Source organism: Pseudomonas sp. B21-056 (assembly GCF_026016325.1).
In the GTDB taxonomy this organism is placed as follows: Bacteria; Pseudomonadota; Gammaproteobacteria; order Pseudomonadales; family Pseudomonadaceae; genus Aquipseudomonas.
On record NZ_CP087203.1, the window covers coordinates 4,416,128 to 4,435,363 of the forward strand.

The 19,236-nt window shown below is 62.0% G+C and carries 17 protein-coding genes, 5 tRNA genes and 1 pseudogene; 5 read left to right on the plus strand and 18 right to left on the minus strand.

Going from position 1 to position 19,236, the window contains the following annotated elements:
- Positions 1-80: 80 nt before the first annotated feature.
- The 10 genes from LOY67_RS18895 to uvrB all read right to left on the minus strand — a co-directional run bounded on the left by LOY67_RS18895 (position 81) and on the right by uvrB (position 7,878).
- A complete protein-coding gene (locus LOY67_RS18895; RefSeq protein WP_265063925.1) occupies positions 81-1,040 on the minus strand; it encodes a tRNA dihydrouridine synthase in 960 nt (319 codons plus the stop codon).
- A 258-nt stretch (positions 1,041-1,298) separates the two neighbouring features.
- Complete coding sequence (locus LOY67_RS18900) at positions 1,299-1,757, minus strand: acyl-CoA thioesterase (protein ID WP_265063926.1); 459 nt, start codon at positions 1,755-1,757, stop codon at positions 1,299-1,301.
- 45 nt (positions 1,758-1,802) lie between these two features.
- The gene (locus LOY67_RS18905; RefSeq protein WP_265063927.1) at positions 1,803-2,636 is read right to left on the minus strand and encodes an alpha/beta fold hydrolase; all 834 of its coding nucleotides are present in this window, start codon (positions 2,634-2,636) and stop codon (positions 1,803-1,805) included.
- Between the two features lie 29 nt (positions 2,637-2,665).
- Entirely contained in the window at positions 2,666-3,205 is a 540-nt protein-coding gene (locus LOY67_RS18910; protein ID WP_265063928.1) for a TetR/AcrR family transcriptional regulator, read from the minus strand.
- Positions 3,206-3,387: 182 nt separating this feature from the next.
- Positions 3,388-3,463 (minus strand) — tRNA-Glu (locus LOY67_RS18915).
- 76 nt (positions 3,464-3,539) lie between these two features.
- Positions 3,540-3,615: transfer RNA gene (locus LOY67_RS18920), tRNA-Ala, on the minus strand.
- A 53-nt stretch (positions 3,616-3,668) separates the two neighbouring features.
- Positions 3,669-3,744, minus strand: a tRNA-Glu gene (locus LOY67_RS18925).
- Positions 3,745-3,823: 79 nt separating this feature from the next.
- A tRNA-Ala gene (locus LOY67_RS18930) sits at positions 3,824-3,899 on the minus strand.
- A gap of 249 nt (positions 3,900-4,148) precedes the next feature.
- Positions 4,149-5,630: a glutamate--tRNA ligase gene (gene gltX / locus LOY67_RS18935; protein ID WP_265063929.1), complete on the minus strand. Its 1,482-nt coding sequence runs from the start codon at positions 5,628-5,630 to the stop codon at positions 4,149-4,151.
- Between the two features lie 232 nt (positions 5,631-5,862).
- Positions 5,863-7,878 carry an excinuclease ABC subunit UvrB gene (gene uvrB / locus LOY67_RS18940; RefSeq protein ID WP_265063930.1) on the minus strand — a complete coding sequence of 672 codons (2,016 nt, stop codon included), beginning with the start codon at positions 7,876-7,878 and terminating at the stop codon, positions 5,863-5,865.
- Between the two features lie 332 nt (positions 7,879-8,210).
- Between uvrB and LOY67_RS18945 the strand changes: the two genes are divergently transcribed.
- From LOY67_RS18945 to LOY67_RS18960, 4 genes are all read left to right on the plus strand, one after another.
- Positions 8,211-9,407 carry an amino acid aminotransferase gene (locus LOY67_RS18945; RefSeq protein ID WP_258625724.1) on the plus strand — a complete coding sequence of 399 codons (1,197 nt, stop codon included), beginning with the start codon at positions 8,211-8,213 and terminating at the stop codon, positions 9,405-9,407.
- A gap of 239 nt (positions 9,408-9,646) precedes the next feature.
- Positions 9,647-9,722: transfer RNA gene (locus tag LOY67_RS18950), tRNA-Asn, on the plus strand.
- Between the two features lie 246 nt (positions 9,723-9,968).
- Positions 9,969-10,163: a hypothetical protein gene (locus LOY67_RS18955; protein ID WP_265063931.1), complete on the plus strand. Its 195-nt coding sequence runs from the start codon at positions 9,969-9,971 to the stop codon at positions 10,161-10,163.
- An 88-nt stretch (positions 10,164-10,251) separates the two neighbouring features.
- Complete coding sequence (locus tag LOY67_RS18960) at positions 10,252-10,434, plus strand: hypothetical protein (RefSeq protein WP_265063932.1); 183 nt, start codon at positions 10,252-10,254, stop codon at positions 10,432-10,434.
- Here LOY67_RS18960 and LOY67_RS18965 read toward each other — a convergent pair.
- Positions 10,431-11,492 carry an AI-2E family transporter gene (locus LOY67_RS18965; protein ID WP_265063933.1) on the minus strand — a complete coding sequence of 354 codons (1,062 nt, stop codon included), beginning with the start codon at positions 11,490-11,492 and terminating at the stop codon, positions 10,431-10,433. The genes LOY67_RS18960 and LOY67_RS18965 overlap by 4 nt on opposite strands.
- Positions 11,493-11,637: 145 nt before the next feature.
- On the opposite strand from LOY67_RS18965, the gene yegQ reads away from it, so the two are divergent.
- The gene (gene yegQ / locus LOY67_RS18970) at positions 11,638-12,963 is read left to right on the plus strand and encodes a tRNA 5-hydroxyuridine modification protein YegQ (protein ID WP_265063934.1); all 1,326 of its coding nucleotides are present in this window, start codon (positions 11,638-11,640) and stop codon (positions 12,961-12,963) included.
- A 246-nt stretch (positions 12,964-13,209) separates the two neighbouring features.
- Here the strand turns inward: yegQ and LOY67_RS28620 are convergent, their stop codons facing one another.
- The 7 genes and pseudogenes from LOY67_RS28620 to LOY67_RS19000 form a co-directional block, all read right to left on the minus strand.
- Positions 13,210-14,031, minus strand: a complete 822-nt coding sequence (locus LOY67_RS28620; protein ID WP_406822828.1) for a methyl-accepting chemotaxis protein — start codon at positions 14,029-14,031, stop codon at positions 13,210-13,212.
- Positions 14,032-14,067: 36 nt separating this feature from the next.
- Positions 14,068-14,889: pseudogene (locus tag LOY67_RS28625) on the minus strand (cache domain-containing protein); the annotation flags it as partial.
- 168 nt (positions 14,890-15,057) lie between these two features.
- Positions 15,058-16,374 (minus strand): Na+/H+ antiporter family protein, encoded by a 1,317-nt coding sequence (locus LOY67_RS18980; RefSeq protein WP_265067786.1) that lies wholly within the window; start codon positions 16,372-16,374, stop codon positions 15,058-15,060.
- 243 nt (positions 16,375-16,617) lie between these two features.
- Complete coding sequence (locus LOY67_RS18985; RefSeq protein WP_265063936.1) at positions 16,618-17,931, minus strand: sensor histidine kinase; 1,314 nt, start codon at positions 17,929-17,931, stop codon at positions 16,618-16,620.
- The gene (locus LOY67_RS18990) at positions 17,928-18,596 is read right to left on the minus strand and encodes a response regulator transcription factor (RefSeq protein ID WP_265063937.1); all 669 of its coding nucleotides are present in this window, start codon (positions 18,594-18,596) and stop codon (positions 17,928-17,930) included. The genes LOY67_RS18985 and LOY67_RS18990 overlap by 4 nt, the downstream gene beginning before the upstream one ends.
- Positions 18,596-18,907 (minus strand): PepSY domain-containing protein, encoded by a 312-nt coding sequence (locus LOY67_RS18995; RefSeq protein WP_265063938.1) that lies wholly within the window; start codon positions 18,905-18,907, stop codon positions 18,596-18,598. The genes LOY67_RS18990 and LOY67_RS18995 overlap by 1 nt, the downstream gene beginning before the upstream one ends.
- Positions 18,907-19,215: a PepSY domain-containing protein gene (locus LOY67_RS19000; protein ID WP_265063939.1), complete on the minus strand. Its 309-nt coding sequence runs from the start codon at positions 19,213-19,215 to the stop codon at positions 18,907-18,909. Before LOY67_RS19000 ends, LOY67_RS18995 begins: the two co-directional genes overlap by 1 nt.
- Between the last annotated feature and the right edge of the window lie 21 nt (positions 19,216-19,236).

Genomic DNA, 19,236 nt, shown 5'->3' on the forward strand with positions numbered 1-19,236 from the left:
CCGCGACCCGAATTCGGCATCGCGTACCCCTTATCTAGGGGCCGCCAAATACTTTTCAAGAGCTTTTTTCGAAATTTTTTTCAGGCCGCTTCGGTGCGCTGCACACCCAGCAAATGGCCCACGGCGTCGAGGTCGGTTTCCCGGCGTAGCGCGGTAAACAACTCTACCGCTTCGGGATAATTGCGGGTCAGCATCGCCAGCCACTGCTTCAACCGCCCGGGCGCCTGGCGCGGCGTGAGCTGTTCGACCACCTGCACCCAGAAGTCCTGGAGCATGGGTTGCAGCTCGGCCCAGGACATCTCCTGCACCTCTTCACCGGCACGGGCGGCGGCGATCTGTCGGGCCAGGTCTGGACGGGAAACCAGGCCGCGGCCGAGCATGATGTCCTCGACGCCGCTGATTTCGCGGCAGCGACGCCAATCCTCGACGCTCCAGATATCGCCATTGGCAAACACTGGCACCTTGACCACGTCCTGAACCCGGGGAATCCACTCCCAGTGGGCAGGTGGCTTGTAGCCGTCGGTCTTGGTCCGCGCATGCACCACGATGTGCGCCGCCCCGCCCTCGGCCAGCGCCGTGGCGCAGACCAGCGCACCGTCCGGGCTGTCGAAGCCCAGGCGCATCTTGGCGGTGACCGGGATGTGTTTTGGCACCGCGCGACGGACATGTTCGACGATCTGGTTGAGCAGTTCCGGCTCCTTGAGCAACACCGCGCCGCCGCGGGATTTGTTCACCGTCTTGGCTGGGCAACCGAAGTTCAGGTCGATGACTTCCGAGCCCAACTCACAGGCCAGCGCGGCGTTTTCCGCCAGGCACACCGGGTCGGAGCCCAGCAATTGCACCCGCAGGGGCACACCGGCAACGGTCCGGGCGCCGGTCAGCAGCTCCGGGCCGAGCTTGTGGAAATAGGCCGGTGTGAGCAGGCGGTCATTGACGCGGATGAACTCGGTCACGCACCAGTCGATACCACCGACGCGCGTCAGGACGTCCCGCAGGATGTTGTCGACCAACCCCTCCATGGGCGCCAGGGCAATTTGCATGGGAAAACGCACTCAACGAAAAAACGTGCGGCAGTTTACCGGATTCTGTGTGAGCGAGCCTGCTCGCGATAGCGGTGGGTCAGTTTGCAGTGATGCTGGATGTACCGCCGCCATCGCGAGCAGGCTCGCTCCCACAAGGGATTTGGGCCAACTGCAAAATTACTGCTCGCCTCGCTCCCACAGGGGATTTGGGCCAACTGCAAAATTACTGCTCACCTCGGTCAGTGTGGGAGCGAGCCTGCTCGCGATGGCGGTGGATCAGTTGGTGAGAATGTCGGATATGCCATGGGCCGCCAGCGCCGGGCCGTAGCCCTCGATGAACTCCGGCGGCATGCGCTTGGGCTTGCCGGTGGAGAGTTCGATGCAGACAAATGTGGTCTGCGCCCGCAGCAAGGTGGTGTTGTCGCTGGGGCGGATCAGCTGGAATTGCCGGGTCATCTTCAGTCGCTGGTCCCAGTCGACGATCCAGGTGGCCAGTTGCAGTTCGTCGCCTTCATAGGCGGCCGCCAGGTAATCGACTTCGTGGCGCACCACCGCCATGGCCCGATCCAGTCGACGGTACCCCGTCAGATCCAGCCCCAGGCGCTGGGAATGGCGCCAGGCACAGCGTTCGAGCCAGGTGACGTAGACCGCGTTGTTGGCGTGGCCCAGCCCGTCGATGTCTTCGGCGGCCACTTGAAGATCAATGATGAACGGTGTTGCCCGATCCCAGCCCATGCCCCTCTCCCGGTCGAATGTGGATCGGGGCAGTGTACCGGATGCTCAGGCCGATTGCCGCGCTTGCAGGCTGCGCCCGGCCAGCAGCGATAACACGCCATCGATGACGCGGGGATCGGCCAGCACCCGCTGATGCCCGCCCTGGGGCAAACGCAGCAAGCGGCTGTCGAACCAGGCCTCATGAATCAACTGCGATTCCTTGACCGAGACGAACGTGTCGTCCTCGGCATGGACAATCAACCCCGGAACGTCCAATTGATAATGCGCCACGTCCATCGCCGAGGCGCGCATGCCCACATCGTTTTCCACCTGACGGATGAAGGCCGAACGCGCCCGGGGCGGTAGGCCCATCTGCCGGGCGAAACCGCGCAACACAGCCAGAATGCGCGCAGGTGCGGCAATGCTGACCAGCGTCTCGGTACGCAACCCCAGTTGAACCGCGAGCATGGCACTGGCGCCGCCCATGGAATGCCCGACCACGGCTTGCAGCGGCGGCAGTTCAGCCGCGGCTTCGAGCATCGCCCTGGCAAACAACAGGACATTCGCCTCACGACCGGGCGAGCGGCCATGGGCCGGGCCGTCCAGCGAGACCACCGTGTAACCGGCGTCCACCAGCGCCGTGATCAGCGCAGCGAACTGGGTGGGCCGCCCTTCCCAGCCATGCATCAGCAAAACGGTCGGGCCTTTACCCCAACGCAAGGCAGAAAGACCGAAGCGCAAGGTGATGCGCTCGGCGCTTGCCAGCAATGGCAATTCCCAATCCCGTGGCGGCAGATTCCGGGGATGCATGAACAGCGCGCGCATTTTCTTTGCCACCAGGCGCGGAGCCACCCGACCCAGCGTGCCATTGACGCCACGAATCCAGCTCAATCTGTCCATCGCTCTTCTCCCACGGCTTGCGCCTCAGCTCATCGCACCGCAGATTTAGCGGCGCGCAGCACACGATCCGATAACTCTCCCGGGCCCAGCGCCCGTGCCAGGGCCAGGCCACCGACCATCAAGGCAATGTCGGCGAGGGCCTTGTCGGCGTCTTCCGGGCTGGCCGCCAATTGCGCGGCCATCAACTCAATGTGCTCGCTGAGCACTTCACGAAACGGATCCGGCAGCCGTCCCAGTTCACCGACCGACGCCGGGATCGGGCAGGCGTTCTCGGTGGAATCCCGATGTTTGCGCGACAGGTAGAACGCTGCGACCAGGGCGCGCCGCTCTTCACCGGTCAGTTCGGCATCCATGTCGGCGATCAAGCCACGACGCCGGCTGAGAAGATGCTTGAAAGCCTCCAGCATCAGCGCATCCTTGCTTTCGAAATGGGCGTAGAACCCGCCCACTGTCAGCCCCGCCGCGCCCATCACCTCGCCCACGCTCGGCTCCGCCGGACCACGCTGGATCAGCGCGTCGCTGGCGGCCTTGATAATGCGTTCACGGGTCTGTGCCTTTTTATCGCTCATCGTCGCCTCCAAATATTACGATCACAATATTATTCGCATAATAATTTTCTGCAAGCAGAATTTCGGCCCGCTGGTCAGCAGCATCTTTTTCGAGGATAGGAGAATTGGCTGAACGCCAGACAAACAAAAGGGCCATTCAAGAATTGAATGACCCTTATAAAATCCCGCAGAGCGGGTAATCGTGGCGTCCCCTAGGGGACTCGAACCCCTGTTACCGCCGTGAAAGGGCGGTGTCCTAGGCCACTAGACGAAGGGGACACAAACCTTCTTGCTTGATCAGTGCTGAGAACTGATCGATTCAAGGCCGGTGTGGCCAGACCTTGAACCTGACGATTGGTGGAGCTAGACGGGATCGAACCGTCGACCTCTTGCATGCCATGCAAGCGCTCTCCCAGCTGAGCTATAGCCCCGGATTTTTCGCCTCGCGGCGGAACGACATCTTGCAACATCGCTTCTGTAAAACTGGCGTCCCCTAGGGGACTCGAACCCCTGTTACCGCCGTGAAAGGGCGGTGTCCTAGGCCACTAGACGAAGGGGACGCAAACCCTTCTATACATCTGATCAACGCTGAGTGTTGATCGCTTCAAGGCCAATGTGGCCAGGCCTTGAAGTGTAAATTGGTGGAGCTAGACGGGATCGAACCGTCGACCTCTTGCATGCCATGCAAGCGCTCTCCCAGCTGAGCTATAGCCCCTCATCGCTGAGGACGGGGCGAATCTTAAGGGCGTATCGGAGGACTGTCAAATTTATTTTCAACAAATTTGAAAATTTTTTGCCGGGATAACAATCACTTACCACCTTCCCCAGTAAAACGGGGAGTTAACCTCTTTCGTAGGAGCTGTCGAGCAAAGCGAGGCTGCGATCTTTTGATCTTTCGCTTGAGATTCAAGCGCCTGGGAAAAGATCGCAGCCTCGCTTCGCTCGACAGCTCCTACCCCACCGCTCAGGCAATCGCGCCCAGCAGTTTTTCCCACTCCTTGTTTTCCTTCTTCGACACGCCACCGAGCAGATCGATGGCCTGGCGCAGACGGAAACGGGTCAGGTCCGGCCCGAGGATTTCCATCGCATCGAGCACCGACACCGAGCTGGCCTGGCCGGTAATGGCGGCGAACATCAGCGGCATGGCGTCGCGCAATTTCAACTCCAGGGACTCGACCACGACCTGGATGGTCGCGGTGATGCTGTCCTTTTCCCACTGGCGCAAGCTTTCGAGCTTCCACAGGATCAGTTGCATCAACTGGCGTACCTGGTCGCCCGAGAGTTTCTTGGACTCGAACAGCTTCGCGTCCGGCGTCACGCCACCGGCAAAGAAGAAGCCGGCCAGCGGGGCGATCTGGCTGAACGTCTCCACCCTGCCCTGCACATGGGGGGCGATCTTCATCATGTACTCGGGGTTCAACGCCCATTTCTGCACGCGTGCGGCGAATTCCTCCACCGGCAAGTCCCGCAGCCATTGGCCGTTGAGCCAGGACAGTTTCTCGATGTCGAAGATCGGCCCGCCCAGGGACACACGCGACAGATCGAAGTGCTCGACCATTTCCTGCAGCGAGAACTTCTCGCGCTCGTCCGGCATCGACCAGCCCATGCGGCCCAGATAGTTGAGCATCGCCTCGGGCATGAAGCCCATGCGCTCGTAGAACGTCACCGAGGTCGGGTTCTTGCGCTTGGACAGCTTGCTCTTGTCCGGGTTGCGCAGCAGCGGCATGTAGCACAACTGCGGTTGTTCCCAGCCGAAGTATTCGTAGAGCAGGATCAGTTTCGGTGCCGACGGCAGCCACTCTTCACCGCGCAGTACATGGGTGATGCCCATCAGGTGGTCGTCGACCACGTTCGCCAGGAAGTACGTCGGCAAGCCGTCAGTCTTCATCAGCACCTGCATGTCCATGCGATCCCACGGGATCTCGACATCGCCACGCAGCATATCCGGCACCACGCAAACGCCTTCGCTCGGCACCTTCATGCGGATCACATGGGGCTCGCCCGCGGCCAGGCGACGGGCGACTTCTTCCTTGGACAGCAGCAACGCACGGCCGTCGTAGCGTGGGGTTTCGCCACGGGCCATTTGTTCGGCGCGCATCTGGTCCAGCTCTTCGGCGGTGCAGAAGCATGGGAACGCATGGCCCATGTCCACCAGTTGCTGGCAATACTGCTGGTAGATGTCGCCACGCTCGCTCTGCCGGTACGGGCCGTGCGGGCCGCCAACGTCCGGACCTTCGCTCCAGTCGATCCCGAGCCAGCGCAGGGCGTCGAAAATCTGCTGCTCGGACTCACGTGTCGAACGCAACTGGTCGGTGTCCTCGATCCGCAGGATGAACTCACCGCCGTGCTGCTTGGCAAAGCAATAGTTGAACAAAGCGATGTAGGCGGTGCCGACATGGGGATCGCCAGTGGGCGAAGGCGCGATGCGGGTACGGACGGTGGTCATGGCATGTCTCGGAAAGAATATAAAAGCGAAGATGAAACAGGGGGCGAATGGTAACAGGCGTTGGTGGGCGGGCTCCAGTCAGAGGGGGATTTGAGTGGGCAGCCGTCAGACCGCGTCGCCTTCATCGCGAGCAGGCTCGCTCCCACATTTGATCGCGTCCAGTCAGGACAACTCGGTCAACTGTGGGAGCGAGCCTGCTCGCGATAGGGCCTTCACAGCCGCAGCAAAACACTCAGACGGTTAACAGGCGCTCGCGCAACTTGCCAATCTCATCCCGCAACTGCGCCGCCGCCTCGAATTCCAGATCCCGGGCCAACTGGTACATCTTCTCTTCCAACTGACGGATGCGCTTGGTGATTTCGCTCGGCGAGCGCAGCTCTGCTTCGTAACGGGCGCTCTCTTCGGCGGCCTTGGCCATGCCCTTGCGCTTCTTGCTGCGCGAACCGGGTACGGTGGCACCTTCCATGATGTCGGTAACGTCCTTGAACACCCCTTTAGGCGTGATGCCGTTGGCCAGGTTGAAGGCGATCTGCTTGTCACGACGACGCTCGGTCTCGCCGATGGCCCGCTCCATGGACCCGGTGATGCGGTCGGCATACAGAATCGCCCGGCCGTTGAGGTTACGCGCCGCCCGGCCGATGGTCTGGATCAGCGAGCGTTCGGAGCGCAGGAACCCCTCCTTGTCGGCGTCGAGAATCGCCACCAGCGACACTTCCGGCATGTCCAGGCCTTCGCGCAGCAGGTTGATGCCCACCACCACGTCGAAGGTGCCCAGGCGCAGGTCGCGGATGATCTCGACCCGCTCCACCGTGTCGATGTCCGAGTGCAGGTAACGCACCCGCACGCCATGGTCGGCCAGGTAATCGGTGAGGTCCTCGGCCATGCGCTTGGTCAGCGTGGTCACCAGGACCCGCTCCTCGATGGCCACGCGCTTGTTGATTTCCGAAAGCAGGTCGTCGACCTGGGTCAGCGCCGGGCGCACCTCGACTTGCGGGTCCACCAGCCCGGTCGGCCGCACCACCTGCTCGACCACCCGGCCGGCATGCTCGGCCTCGTAGTTGCCGGGGGTGGCCGAGACGAAGATGGTCTGCGGGCTCACGCCTTCCCATTCATCGAAGCGCATCGGCCGGTTGTCCAGCGCCGACGGGAGGCGGAATCCGTATTCCACCAGGGTCTCCTTACGGGAGCGGTCGCCTTTGTACATCGCACCGACCTGGGGCACGCTGACGTGGGATTCGTCGATCACCAGCAAGGCATCGGCCGGCAGGTAGTCATACAAGGTCGGTGGCGGCGCACCCGCGGGGCGGCCCGACAGGTAGCGCGAGTAGTTTTCGATACCGTTGCAGTAGCCCAGCTCGAGGATCATTTCCAGGTCGAACCGGGTCCGCTGCTCCAGGCGCTGGGCTTCCACCAGCTTGTTGTTCGAGCGCAGGTATTCCAGGCGCTCCTGCAACTCGGCCTTGATCCCGTCGATGGCGTCCAGCAGGGTTTCCCGCGGCGTGACGTAGTGGCTCTTGGGATAGAAGGTAAAGCGTGGCAGCTTGCGGATCACCTCGCCGGTCAGCGGGTCGAACGCCGAAATGCTCTCCACTTCGTCATCGAACAGCTCGATGCGGATCGCTTCCAGGTCGGATTCCGCCGGGTAGATGTCGATCACATCGCCACGCACCCGGAACGTCGCCCGGGCGAAGTCCATGTCGTTGCGGGTGTATTGCAGGTCCGCAAGGCGGCGCAGCAAGGCGCGCTGGTCGAGCTTGTCGCCGCGATCCACGTGCAGCACCATCTTCAGGTAGGTTTCCGGGCTGCCCAGGCCGTAGATGCACGACACCGTGGTGACAATGATCGCGTCCTTGCGCTCGAGCAATGCCTTGGTCGCCGACAGTCGCATCTGTTCGATGTGGTCGTTGATCGAGGCGTCCTTCTCGATAAAGGTGTCCGACGACGGCACGTAGGCTTCCGGCTGGTAGTAATCGTAGTAAGAGACGAAATATTCCACCGCGTTGTTCGGGAAGAACGCCTTGAACTCGCCATACAGTTGCGCCGCCAGGGTCTTGTTCGGCGCCAGCACCAGGGTCGGGCGCTGCACCTGGGCGATCACGTTGGCGATGCTGAAGGTCTTGCCCGAACCGGTCACACCGAGCAGCGTCTGGTGAGCCAGCCCCGCCTCGATGCCTTCGACCATCAGGCGGATGGCTTCCGGCTGATCGCCGGCGGGCTTGAAACGGGTGACTAGCTGGAATTCAGACATGACATGACCTCTGGGTTCACTCCTGTCGACCAGGCGACGGGAACGAGAAAGACCGAAACGACTGATGTCGCCCTAGGAAAAAGCTTGGATGCAGACAATGTGGAGGTGAATGCCTTCGCTTTCAAGACGAACGTCCTACACGCCTTGCAGTCTTTGACGCGGCGAAGGGACTAACGGTCGAAAAAAATCGAAAATACTTACCGTAAAAACCGAATCGCCTGTCGCCGTGTCCGGTGATGGCCTCTATACTAGCTCCCCGTTTGTGCACCGCTCTAGTGCATCCGGCTGGAGCGCCACACGTCCCCCCACACTCCATTCAGAGCCGCGCACTAATGAGCCTGTTTTCCGCTGTCGAATTGGCACCCCGCGACCCAATCCTGGGCCTCAACGAAGCATTCAACGCCGACACCCGTACCGATAAGGTCAACCTGGGCGTAGGTGTTTACTGCAATGAAGAGGGGCGCATTCCGCTTCTGCGCGCCGTGGTCGAAGCCGAGACGATTCGCGTGGCTCAGCACGTTTCCCGTGGCTACCTGCCGATCGACGGCATCGCTGCCTATGACCAGGCGGTCCAGACCCTGCTGTTCGGCAAGGACTCGCCACTGATCGCCTCCGGCCGCGTCATCACCACCCAGGCCGTGGGCGGCACCGGCGCGCTGAAGATCGGCGCCGACTTCCTCAAGCAATTGCTGCCCGACGCTGTCGTGGCCATCAGCGACCCGAGCTGGGAAAACCACCGCGCCCTGTTCGAAACCGCCGGTTTCCCGGTGCAGAACTACCGCTACTACGACGCCGCCACCCACGACGTGAACCGTACCGGCCTGCTGGAAGACCTCAACGCCCTGCCCGATCGCTCGATCGTTGTGCTGCACGCCTGCTGCCACAACCCGACCGGCGTGGACCTGAGCCCCGAGGACTGGAAAAATGTACTGGCCGTGGTCAAGGCCAAGAACCATGTTCCGTTCCTGGACATGGCCTACCAGGGCTTTGGCGACGGCATCGACGAAGACGCGGCGGCCGTGCGCCTGTTCGCCGAGTCGGGCCTGACCTTCTTTGCCTCCAGCTCGTTCTCCAAATCGTTCTCCCTGTACGGCGAGCGCGTCGGCGCCCTGTCGATCGTCAGCGAATCGAAGGAAGAAAGTGCTCGCGTGCTGTCCCAGGTCAAGCGCGTGATCCGTACCAACTACTCCAACCCGCCGACCCATGGCGCCAGCATCGTTGCCGCCGTGCTCAACAGCCCCGAGCTGCGGGCCCAGTGGGAAGCCGAACTGGCGGAAATGCGCCTGCGGATCCGCGGCATGCGCAACCAGATGGTCGACATGCTGGCCAAGGCCGCGCCGCACCGCGATTTCAGCTTCGTCGCACGCCAGCGCGGGATGTTCTCCTACTCCGGCCTGACCGTTGAACAAGTAACGCGCCTGCGCAACGAGTTCGGCATCTATGCCCTGGACACCGGCCGTATCTGCGTGGCCGCGCTGAACCAGAACAATATCGATGCGGTGACCAAGGCGATTGTTCAAGTAATCTGAAAAGCTGCATGAAACCTGATTGGGTGGAGCCTGCTCGCGATAACGGAGGGTCATCCAACATTGATGTTGAAGGGTGTGCCGCCATCGCGAGCAGGCTCGCTCCCACAAGGGTTTTGTGGCTTGAGCATTATCTGTGTGAAGCGGTAACAGGTATTTGAGAAGGCCCCACGGCCAATCAAACCCGCCGCTCACCATCCAAAGCTTGACTTCTCTTTTCCAATCAGTAACATACGCGTCATTCCGCGATAGCTCAGTTGGTAGAGCAAGTGACTGTTAATCACTGGGTCCCTGGTTCGAGTCCAGGTCGTGGAGCCAGACAGCAATATGAAAAGCCCCTGAATCGAAAGATCCAGGGGCTTTTTTGTGGGCGAAAATCGTGCTGATGGCCGTATAAGCCCGCCGGAGGTCGCTACCGGAACAATATTCCGGCGCCAGAAAGGCATTATGGTCTGAATCCTGCTTTCTTTTTCCTCCAACCCAAGCTGTCACGTGAGCGTCATGACTGTGCCGCAAGCTGGCCCTGTCCGCCAACAACAGCTTCATAACAACAAGGACGAAGGTATGCCCACGCAAAACCCCCACCGCATCGTCGGCCTGTGCACCTCCGGCAAGGTGTACAACGTGCTGACCGAGCTCAAGCAGCTGGAAGGCCATCGCACCGCCAAGTTCCTTTCGTTGCTGACGGAGAACCTGGTGCGCAAGGGTGTCCTCAATGAACGGGAAGTGGTGCATATGCTTGATCTGGTCGTCGATTGAGCGGCGTCGATTCCCATTATTGAAGCGGTTGATTTCTCCTCTTGCCGGCTGAGTCTTAAGGTAACCCCATCGATTGATGGAGGTTCCCATGCTCAACATTCAAATCATGTCTGTCATTGGCAGCGCCGTCCCCGCCGCACTCCGGGCACGCGGCCTGTTGGCCTGCTGGTATCTGGTCCAGGACGGGGTGACCATCAGCGGCCCGTTGACTTCACTGCCCGCCGCCCAGGCCTTGTCGCAGCGCATCGGCACTTACATGCTGAATGCCTAAGGCAATTTCACCCGAGGCGCGCTTTCGACAAACAAGGCCCAGCAGGAAATGAACAAGGCGGCGATCAGCGGTCCGATCACGAACCCGTTCAGGCCGAATACCGCCAGGCCGCCCAGGGTCGAGACCAGCACCATGTAGTCGGGCATCTTGGTGTCTTTGCCCACCAGGATCGGGCGCAGGAGATTGTCCACCAGGCCGATCACGAACACGCCGAACAACGTCAGCACGACGCCCTGCCAGATCGCCCCGGACAGCAGGAAATACACCGCCACCGGCGCCCAGACGATACCCGCCCCCACCGCCGGCAACAGCGACAGGAAGGCCATCAGCACAGCCCAGGGCAACACCGTTGAAATGCCCAGGACCCAGAAGATCAGCCCACCCAGCGCCCCTTGGGTGATCGCAACCAACAGGTTGCCCTTGACCGTCGCCCGTACCACCCGATTGAACTTCAACTGCAGGCGACGCTTCTGGTACTCCGCCAGGGGAATGGCCGTGCGCACCTTGCGTGCCAACTCCGCGCCGTCGCGCAGGAAGAAGAACAGCAGGTATAGCATCACAAAGAAACTGACCAGGAACTGAAACGTCCCCTGGCCGAAGCTGAAGGCTTGTGTAGCGAAGAACTCGCTGCCCTGCATGGCACTCTTGACGATCTTGTCCCGCAGCCCGCTCAGGTTGCCCAGGCCGAAACGGTCAAGCAGGTGCTGGAAGTACGGTGGCAAGGCGTCCTTGAACCGCGCCAGGTAATCGGCGATGTCCAGCTCGCCACTTTCCAGGCTCTTGTACAACGCCGCGCCTTCCTGGACCAGCAACGTGCTGATGACAATCACCGGCAGGATCGCGATGACCATGCAGATGCCTAATGTGAACAGCGAAGTGACGTTGCGCGGCCAGCCGAATTTGAGTTGCAGGCGGTGCTGCATCGGCGCGAAGACAATGCCAAGGATGATCGCCCAGAAGACCGCGCCATAGAACGGCAGCAGGATCCAGATGAAAGCGATGCTGACCAGGATCAGCAACAGAATCTGGGATTTGTATTGCAGGCTCTTTCGGTTCATTGGCTTTCCATGTCACTGGCTCGTAAGTGTTAGTCAGCCGGGACTCGCCGGAGTGCCGTTGCGTTCACCTGCCCCTTTGATCCAGGTCAACAACGCCTGGCCGGCCGTGGCGTACCCTCGCCGTTTTTTGCGAGCAGACGCCACCATGCCCCTCGTAGCCCCCGAACTGCTCGCCCCGGCCGGCACCCTGAAAAACATGCGCTATGCCTTTGCCTACGGCGCCGACGCGGTCTACGCCGGCCAGCCGCGCTACAGCCTGCGGGTGCGCAACAATGAATTCGATCATGCCAACCTGGCCCTGGGCATCCGCGAGGCCCAGTCCATGGGCAAGCGCTTCTACGTGGTGGTGAACATTGCGCCGCACAACGCCAAGCTGCGCACCTTCCTCAAGGACCTCGCACCGGTGATTGCCATGGCGCCCGATGCACTGATCATGTCCGACCCGGGGCTGATCATGCTGGTGCGCCGGCACTTCCCGCAGATGCCGATCCATCTGTCGGTGCAGGCCAACACGGTGAACTGGGCGAGCGTCGAGTTCTGGCAGCAACAAGGCCTGAGCCGGATCATTCTTTCCCGGGAACTGTCCCTGGAGGAAATCGCCGAGATCCGCCTGCAGGTGCCGGCCATGGAGCTGGAAGTGTTCGTCCATGGAGCCCTGTGCATGGCCTATTCCGGGCGCTGCCTGTTGTCGGGTTACCTGAATCGGCGCGACGCCAACCAGGGCAGTTGCACCAACGCCTGCCGCTGGAAATACTCGGCCCAGCCGGCGCGGGAAAACGCGACGGGCGACATCGTGCACAGCTATCAACCCGAACCCACCCTGGGTCTCGGCGCGCCCACCGACCAGGTTTTCCTGCTCCAGGAGAACAATCGTCCGGACGAATCCATGCCGGCCTTCGAGGACGAGCACGGCACCTACATCATGAATGCCAAGGATCTGCGGGCGGTGCAGCATGTGGAGCGGCTGACCCGCATGGGCGTGCATTCCCTGAAAATCGAAGGCCGGACCAAGTCGCATTTCTACTGCGCGCGCACCACCCAGGTGTATCGCCGGGCGATCAACGACGCCGTGGCCGGCCGGGAATTCGACCGCAGCCTGATGACCGACCTGGAATCGCTGGCCCAGCGCGGCTACACCGAAGGTTTCCTGCGCCGGCATGTGCACGATGAATATCAGAACTACCAGAACGGCAGCTCAGTGTCGGAGCGCCAGCAGTTCGTCGGCGAACTCACTGGCGAACGCCGCGAACGCCTGGCCGAAGTACGGGTCAAGAACCGCTTCGAACTGGGCGACCACATGGAGCTGATGACGCCCAAGGGCAACTTTCACTTCGACCTGCATCTATTGCACAACGCCAAAGGCCAGGGCATCGACGTCGCACCGGGGGATGGGCATGTGGTGTACGTGTCGATTCCGGATGCGGTGGATCTGCGGTTCGGGTTGTTGATGCGGGATGTGCGCAAGCCGTGAGGTCGCAGGTGCTGCCCCTGTGGGAGCGAGCCTGCTCGCGATAGCGCTGGATCAGTTGGCGATGATGTCGACTGCGAAGCCGCCTTCGCGAGCAGGCTCGCTCCCACAGGGGTTCTGTGTCGACCACCGGATCAAAACAGGAACTGCCGAAGGCTGCGATCCTCCTTTCCCGATATGGCCTGGTATCCCAGGCGAAGACATCTGGATCGGAAGCGGAAGATCGCAGCCTTCGGCAGCTCCTGGCCGTCAGATACGGAACTGCCCTACCAGTTTGCCCAGGCGCTGGCCCAGGTCATTCAGGCTGCGGGAGGTCTGGGCGCCGAGTTGGGTTTCGTCGGCCACGCTGTCCACTGCCACGGCGATCTGATGCACGCTGCGGTTGATTTCCTCGGCCACGGCGGTCTGCTCTTCCGCGGCGCTGGCGATCTGGGCGTTCATCGAGTTGATGGTGCCGATCAACTGCGCCATGGTGTCCAGCGACGCGCCCGCCTCGTTGGCCCGGACCGAGGTGCCGTCGCCGGCTTCACTGGAACGACGCATCGCTTCCACTGCCGCATGGGTGCCCGATTGCAGGCGGTCGATCATGCCCTGGATTTCCTGGGTGCTCTGCTGGGTCCGGCTGGCCAGGGCACGCACCTCATCGGCCACCACGGCGAAACCGCGTCCCGCTTCCCCGGCGCGCGCCGCCTCGATGGCCGCGTTGAGGGCCAGCAGGTTGGTCTGCTCGGCAATCGAACGGATCACCCCGAGTACGCTGACAATCGAGGCCACGTCCTGCTGCAGGCTGTCCAGGGACACGCCACTGCTACGAATGTCGTTCACCAGCGCATGAATCTGCTGGATGCTCCCGGCCACCACGCGCTTGGCGGATTGGCCTTCTTCGTCGGTCTGCTGGGCAGCGACGGCTGCACCCTGGGCGCTGCGAGCCACTTCCTGGGCGGCGGACGACATCTCGTTGATCGCCGTGGCGACCTGGTCGGTTTCGTGGCGCTGACGCTCCATGGCCTGCTCGGAACGCTGGGCCTGCTCGGAAACCTGTGTCACCAGGCCGGTCAGTTGCGAGGTCATGTCGGTGATCTGCCGCACCAGGCCGTGGATCTTGTCGACGAAACGGTTGAACGAACCGGCCAGTTGGCCGAGTTCGTCCTGGCTGGTGATTGCCAGGCGCCGGGTCAGGTCGCCCTCGCCCGCTGCGATGTCGTCGAGGTTTTCTTTCATCAGGTGCAAAGGTCGCAGGATGGTGTTGGCCAGCAGAATCCCCACCACCGCAATCACCAGCAACACCACAGCGGCGATACCGATAATGCTCAGGATCACCCCTTGCACACGCTCATGGACCTTGGCCTCCACCAGCGCCACCTGGGCTTCGATGCCGTCCAGGTTGACCGAGCTGCCGACCGCCATGTCCCACTTGGCCAGGTATTCGGTATAACCGAGCTTGGGCACCAGGTCCTTGCTGTTGGGCAATGGCGAGCTGTATTCGAGGTAGTGGGTCCCGTCCTTGGCGACTTTCACCAGGTCACGGTTGACGTAGACACCGTTCGGGTCGCGGTTTTCCTTGAAACTCTTGCCCACGCCATCGGGGCTGTTGGCCTTGAACAGGCGCACGGTTTCGGAATCGTAGCCGAAGAAGTAACCATCCTTGCCGTAACTGATGTTCGACAGCAGCTTGATGGCCTGGGCTCGCGCCGCGTTATCACCGGGAGCGGCAGCATCGTACAGCGGCTTGATGGCGGTCAAGCCCACCGCCACGTAGCTCTGCAACGTCGCCTTGGCGTCGGCGAGCAGGCGTTCGCGGGTCTGCTGGACCTCTTTACCGGCCTGCTCCTGCAGGATGAAGGCCGTGGTCAGGCTGATGATCACCGCAGACAACAATACCGGCAGTATTGCCAGGGACAGGACTTTAGCCTTCAGGCTCAGGCGCATGCTGGTCACTCTTGTTGGTTTTATGGCGTGGTTAGCTGTGTTAACGGCAAGCCGGGGGAAAACTGTAGGGCAATATCAAAGCAATCGCGAGCAGGCTCGCTCCCACAGGGAAATGCATTCCAATGTGGGAGCGAGCCTGCTCGCGATGGAGGCGACTCGGTCTTCGAACTACAGCACCATCGCCGCCACCCAACCAAACGCCAGCAATGGCAGGTTGTAGTGGATGAAGGTCGGAACCACGGTGTCCCAGATATGGTGGTGCTGGCCGTCGATGTTCAGGCCGGAGGTCGGGCCCAGGGTCGAGTCCGAGGCGGGCGAGCCGGCATCGCCCAGGGCGCCGGCGGTGCCGACGATGCAGACGATCGCCAGCGGGCTGAAGCCCAGTTGCAGGCACAGCGGCACGAAAATCGTCGCCAGGATCGGTACGGTGGAGAACGACGAGCCGATGCCCATGGTCACCAACAGGCCCACCAGCAACATCATCAGCACACCGACGCCCTTGCTGTGGCCGATCCAGGCCGCCGAGGTTTGCACCAGGCTCTGGACTTCACCGGTGGCCTTCATCACCTCGGCAAACCCCGAGGCGGCGATCATGATGAAGCCGATCATTGCCATCATCTTCATGCCTTCGGTGAACAGGTCGTCAGTCTCGCGCCAGCGCACCACCCCCGACAGCGAGAAAATCAGGAAGCCGACCAGGGCACCGATGATCATCGAATCCACCAGCAACTGGATCGCGAACGCCGCTGCCACCGCGAACCCGGCCACCATCAGGCTCATCGGGTTGTAGCGCACCGCCACCTGCTCGACCCGGGCGATTTTCTTCAGGTCGTAGGCGCGCTTCCTGCGGTAGCTGAACAACGACAGCAGCAAGCCGAAGACCATGCCCAACGCCGGGATGCCCATGGCGTGCGTGACGTTGATACCGCTGACGTCCACGCCGCTGCGGGCGATGTTGGCGAGCAGGATTTCATTGAGGAAGATATTGCCGAACCCCACGGGCAGGAACATGTACGGGGTGATCAGGCCGAAGGTCATGACGCAGGCGATCAGCCGGCGATCCAGTTGCAGCTTGGTCAGCACATAAAGCAGCGGTGGCACCAGCAGCGGGATGAAGGCGATGTGGATCGGCAGGACGTTCTGCGAAGCCACAGCGACCGTTCCCAGCAAACCGATCAGCACCCATTTGACGCCCGAGCCACCGGCGGCGTCCTGACGGTCCACCAGGGCCAGGGCCTTGTCGGCCAAGGCGTGGGCCATGCCGGACTTGGCAATCGCCACCGCGAAGGCGCCCAGCAAGGCATAAGACAACGCCACCGTCGCACCACCACCGAGGCCGGCATTGAACGCCTTGAGCGTCGCTTCGATGCCCAGGCCGCCGGTCAGGCCACCCACCAACGCGCCAATAATCAGCGCGATCACCACATGCACGCGGGACAGGCTGAGCACCAGCATGATGCCAACCGCGGCAATTACTGCATTTATCATCGTTACCTCAAGGCACAGCGGTGGAAAAGCCACCGGAAAAAAGGCGGGGACTTTGCAGCAAGCGGCGTCCGGCTGCAAGGGCCGTGCGGCGGGTTTTGAGGGGCTCGCAATATTCAAGACCACCGCAGTCCCCTGTGGGAGCGAGCCTGCTCGCGATGGCGTCGGGTCAGTCACCTTGATGCAAGCTGATACACCGCCATCGCGAGCAGGCTCGCTCCCACAGGGGGATTGGGTGTTTGATCAGCGCCGGGGCAGTTCGATCAGGACTTTCAACCCGCCCCACTCGCTGTCATGCAGGGCCAGCGTACCGCCCCAGGTGTCGACGATATCCCGCACGATACCCAGCCCCAGGCCATGGCCATGGGTTTGCTCGTCCAGGCGCGTGCCCCGGCTGAACACCTGGTCGCGCCGCTCCTCGGGGATGCCCGGGCCGTCGTCTTCCACCGCCAGGATGAACGCTTCGGCCGTCTCGGTCACAGTCAGGCGCACTTCGGCATCCGCCCATTTGCAGGCGTTGTCCAGCAGGTTGCCCAGCAATTCCAGCAGGTCTTCGCGATCCCAGGGCAGGTGCTGGCCCGGCGAGGCCACGTAGCTCAAATGCAGGTGCTCACCGTGGATCATGTTCAACGTCGCCAGCAAACCGGGCAGTTCCGCATCGCAATCCAGTTGCGCGCCGGGCAAGGCATCGCCGGCCAAGCGGGCGCGATTGAGTTCGCGGTTAAGGCGCTGTCGCACTTGCTCCAGTTGTTCGAGCAGCAACTTGCGCAGTTCGGGGTACGGGTCGAGCTTTTCGTTCGAGGCCAGGCTTTGCAGCACCGCCAGCGGGGTTTTCAGGGCATGGCCCAGATTGCCCAGGGCGTTGCGCGAACGCTTGAGGCTGTCTTCGGTATGGGCCAGCAAGTGGTTGATCTGCGCCACCAGCGGCTCCAGCTCCAGGGGCACTTGTTCGTCGAGTTGCGAGCGTTGCCCACGCTGCAGTTGCGCGATCTGCTCCCGGGCCTTTTCCAGCGGACGCAAGGCGCGACGCACGGTGAACCGTTGCAGCAACAGGACCAGCAACAGCCCCGCCAGGCCGAGGCCGAGGCCAATCTGCTGCATGCGCAGGAAACTGTCGCGCACGGGCGTGTAGTCCTGGGCCACGCTGATGGAAATCGCCTGGCCCAGGCGCCGGTAGTCAGTGCGCAATACCAGCAGTTTCTGGCCTTCAGGCCCCAATTGCAGGTTGGCGTGCAGGCCCGGATGGTCGAGCCGGGGCAGTTCTTGGTCCCAGAGGGAACGGGAGCGCCAGTGCACGTCGGCGAAATCGATGCGGAAATAATGCCCCGAGAACGGTCGCAGATAGGCCGGCGACAAGCGCCGCTCATCCAGTTGCAATCCCTGGGGGCCTCGCGCCAGGGCCACCAGCAGACTCTCGCTGTCATTGCGCAACCCGGCTTCCAGATAGCGCTGCAATCCCAGCTCGAACAGCCACAGGCTGGTTTGCGCCAGGACCAGCCCGACCACCACCATCACACCGATCAGGCCCAGGCTCAGCCGTCGCTGGATGGATCTCACCGGGCCTGCCCGCCGAACAGGTAACCCTGGCCGCGACGGGTTTCGATCACGCTGCGTCCCAGCTTGCGTCGCAGGTGATTGACGTGGACTTCCAGCACATTGGAATCACGCTCGGTTTCACCGTCATACAAGTGTTCGGCGAGATGGCTCTTGGAAAGGATCTGCTCGGGGTGAAGCATGAAATAGCGCAGCAGGCGAAATTCAGCGGCGGTCAGTTGGATGTCCGCGCCGTCGCGAACCACACATTGCCGCCCCTCGTCCAGATGCAGCCCGGCGGCCTGGAGCGTCGGCTGGTTGGCCTGGCCATGGGAGCGGCGCAGCAACGCCTGGACCCGCAGGTGCAGTTCCTCGGGATGAAAGGGCTTGGTCAGGTAATCGTCGGCACCGGCCTTGAGGCCCTCGATGCGTTCGGCCCAGGAACCGCGGGCGGTGAGGATCAGCACCGGGGTGCTCAGACCGCCGGCACGCCACTGGGCCAACACCTCGAGCCCCGGCACGCCCGGCAGGCCAAGGTCGAGGATGATCAGGTCATAAGGTTCGCTGCTGCCCTGATACACCGCGTCGCGACCGTCGGCGAGCCAATCGACGGCGTAGCCTTGCCGTGTCAGCCCGGCCATCAGCTCATCGGCCAGGGGAACGTGATCTTCCACCAGAAGCAGGCGCATCAGTCTTCCTTATCTTTGAGTAAGCGGCCGGATGCGGCCTCCAGGTCCAGTTCGCGCACGACGCCGTCGGTATCCAGCAGCTCGACCTCGTAAATATAGACGCCGTGTTTCTCTTCCAGCTCGGCCTCCAGCAACTTGGCGCCGGGGTGCAGGTCCAGCGCCTGTTGCAGCAGTTGCTCCAGCGGCAGTATCACGCCCTGCTGGCGCAGTTGCAGGGCCTCGTCCTGGTCCAGGTCCCGCGCCATGACCACCGAACAAAACGCCAGCAGCACCAGCGGCCATCGACTGCGGGCGCAGAGATTAAGCTTCATTAAATATCCTGATGATTCTTGAGCACCTTGCCAGTAACGGCGTCCAATTCCATATCCCATTCAATACCCTGGGTGTCGCGCAGCTCCACCTGATAGATGAACTTGCCGTACTTTTCTTCCAGCTCGGTATCGGTCACGGCGGCGCCGGGGTGTTTGGCCAGGGCGGCGGCATTGAGTTTTTCAAAGGATTGAATGGTACCAGCGTCTTGCAGTTTTCGGGATTCGTCGGGGCCGAGGTCCCGTGCGTGAGCAAGGCAGGTGCTCAATGCCATGAGGGTTGCGATGAAAAAGGCAGTCAGGCGGTTCAAGGGTTGTCTCCTTTTTATAAT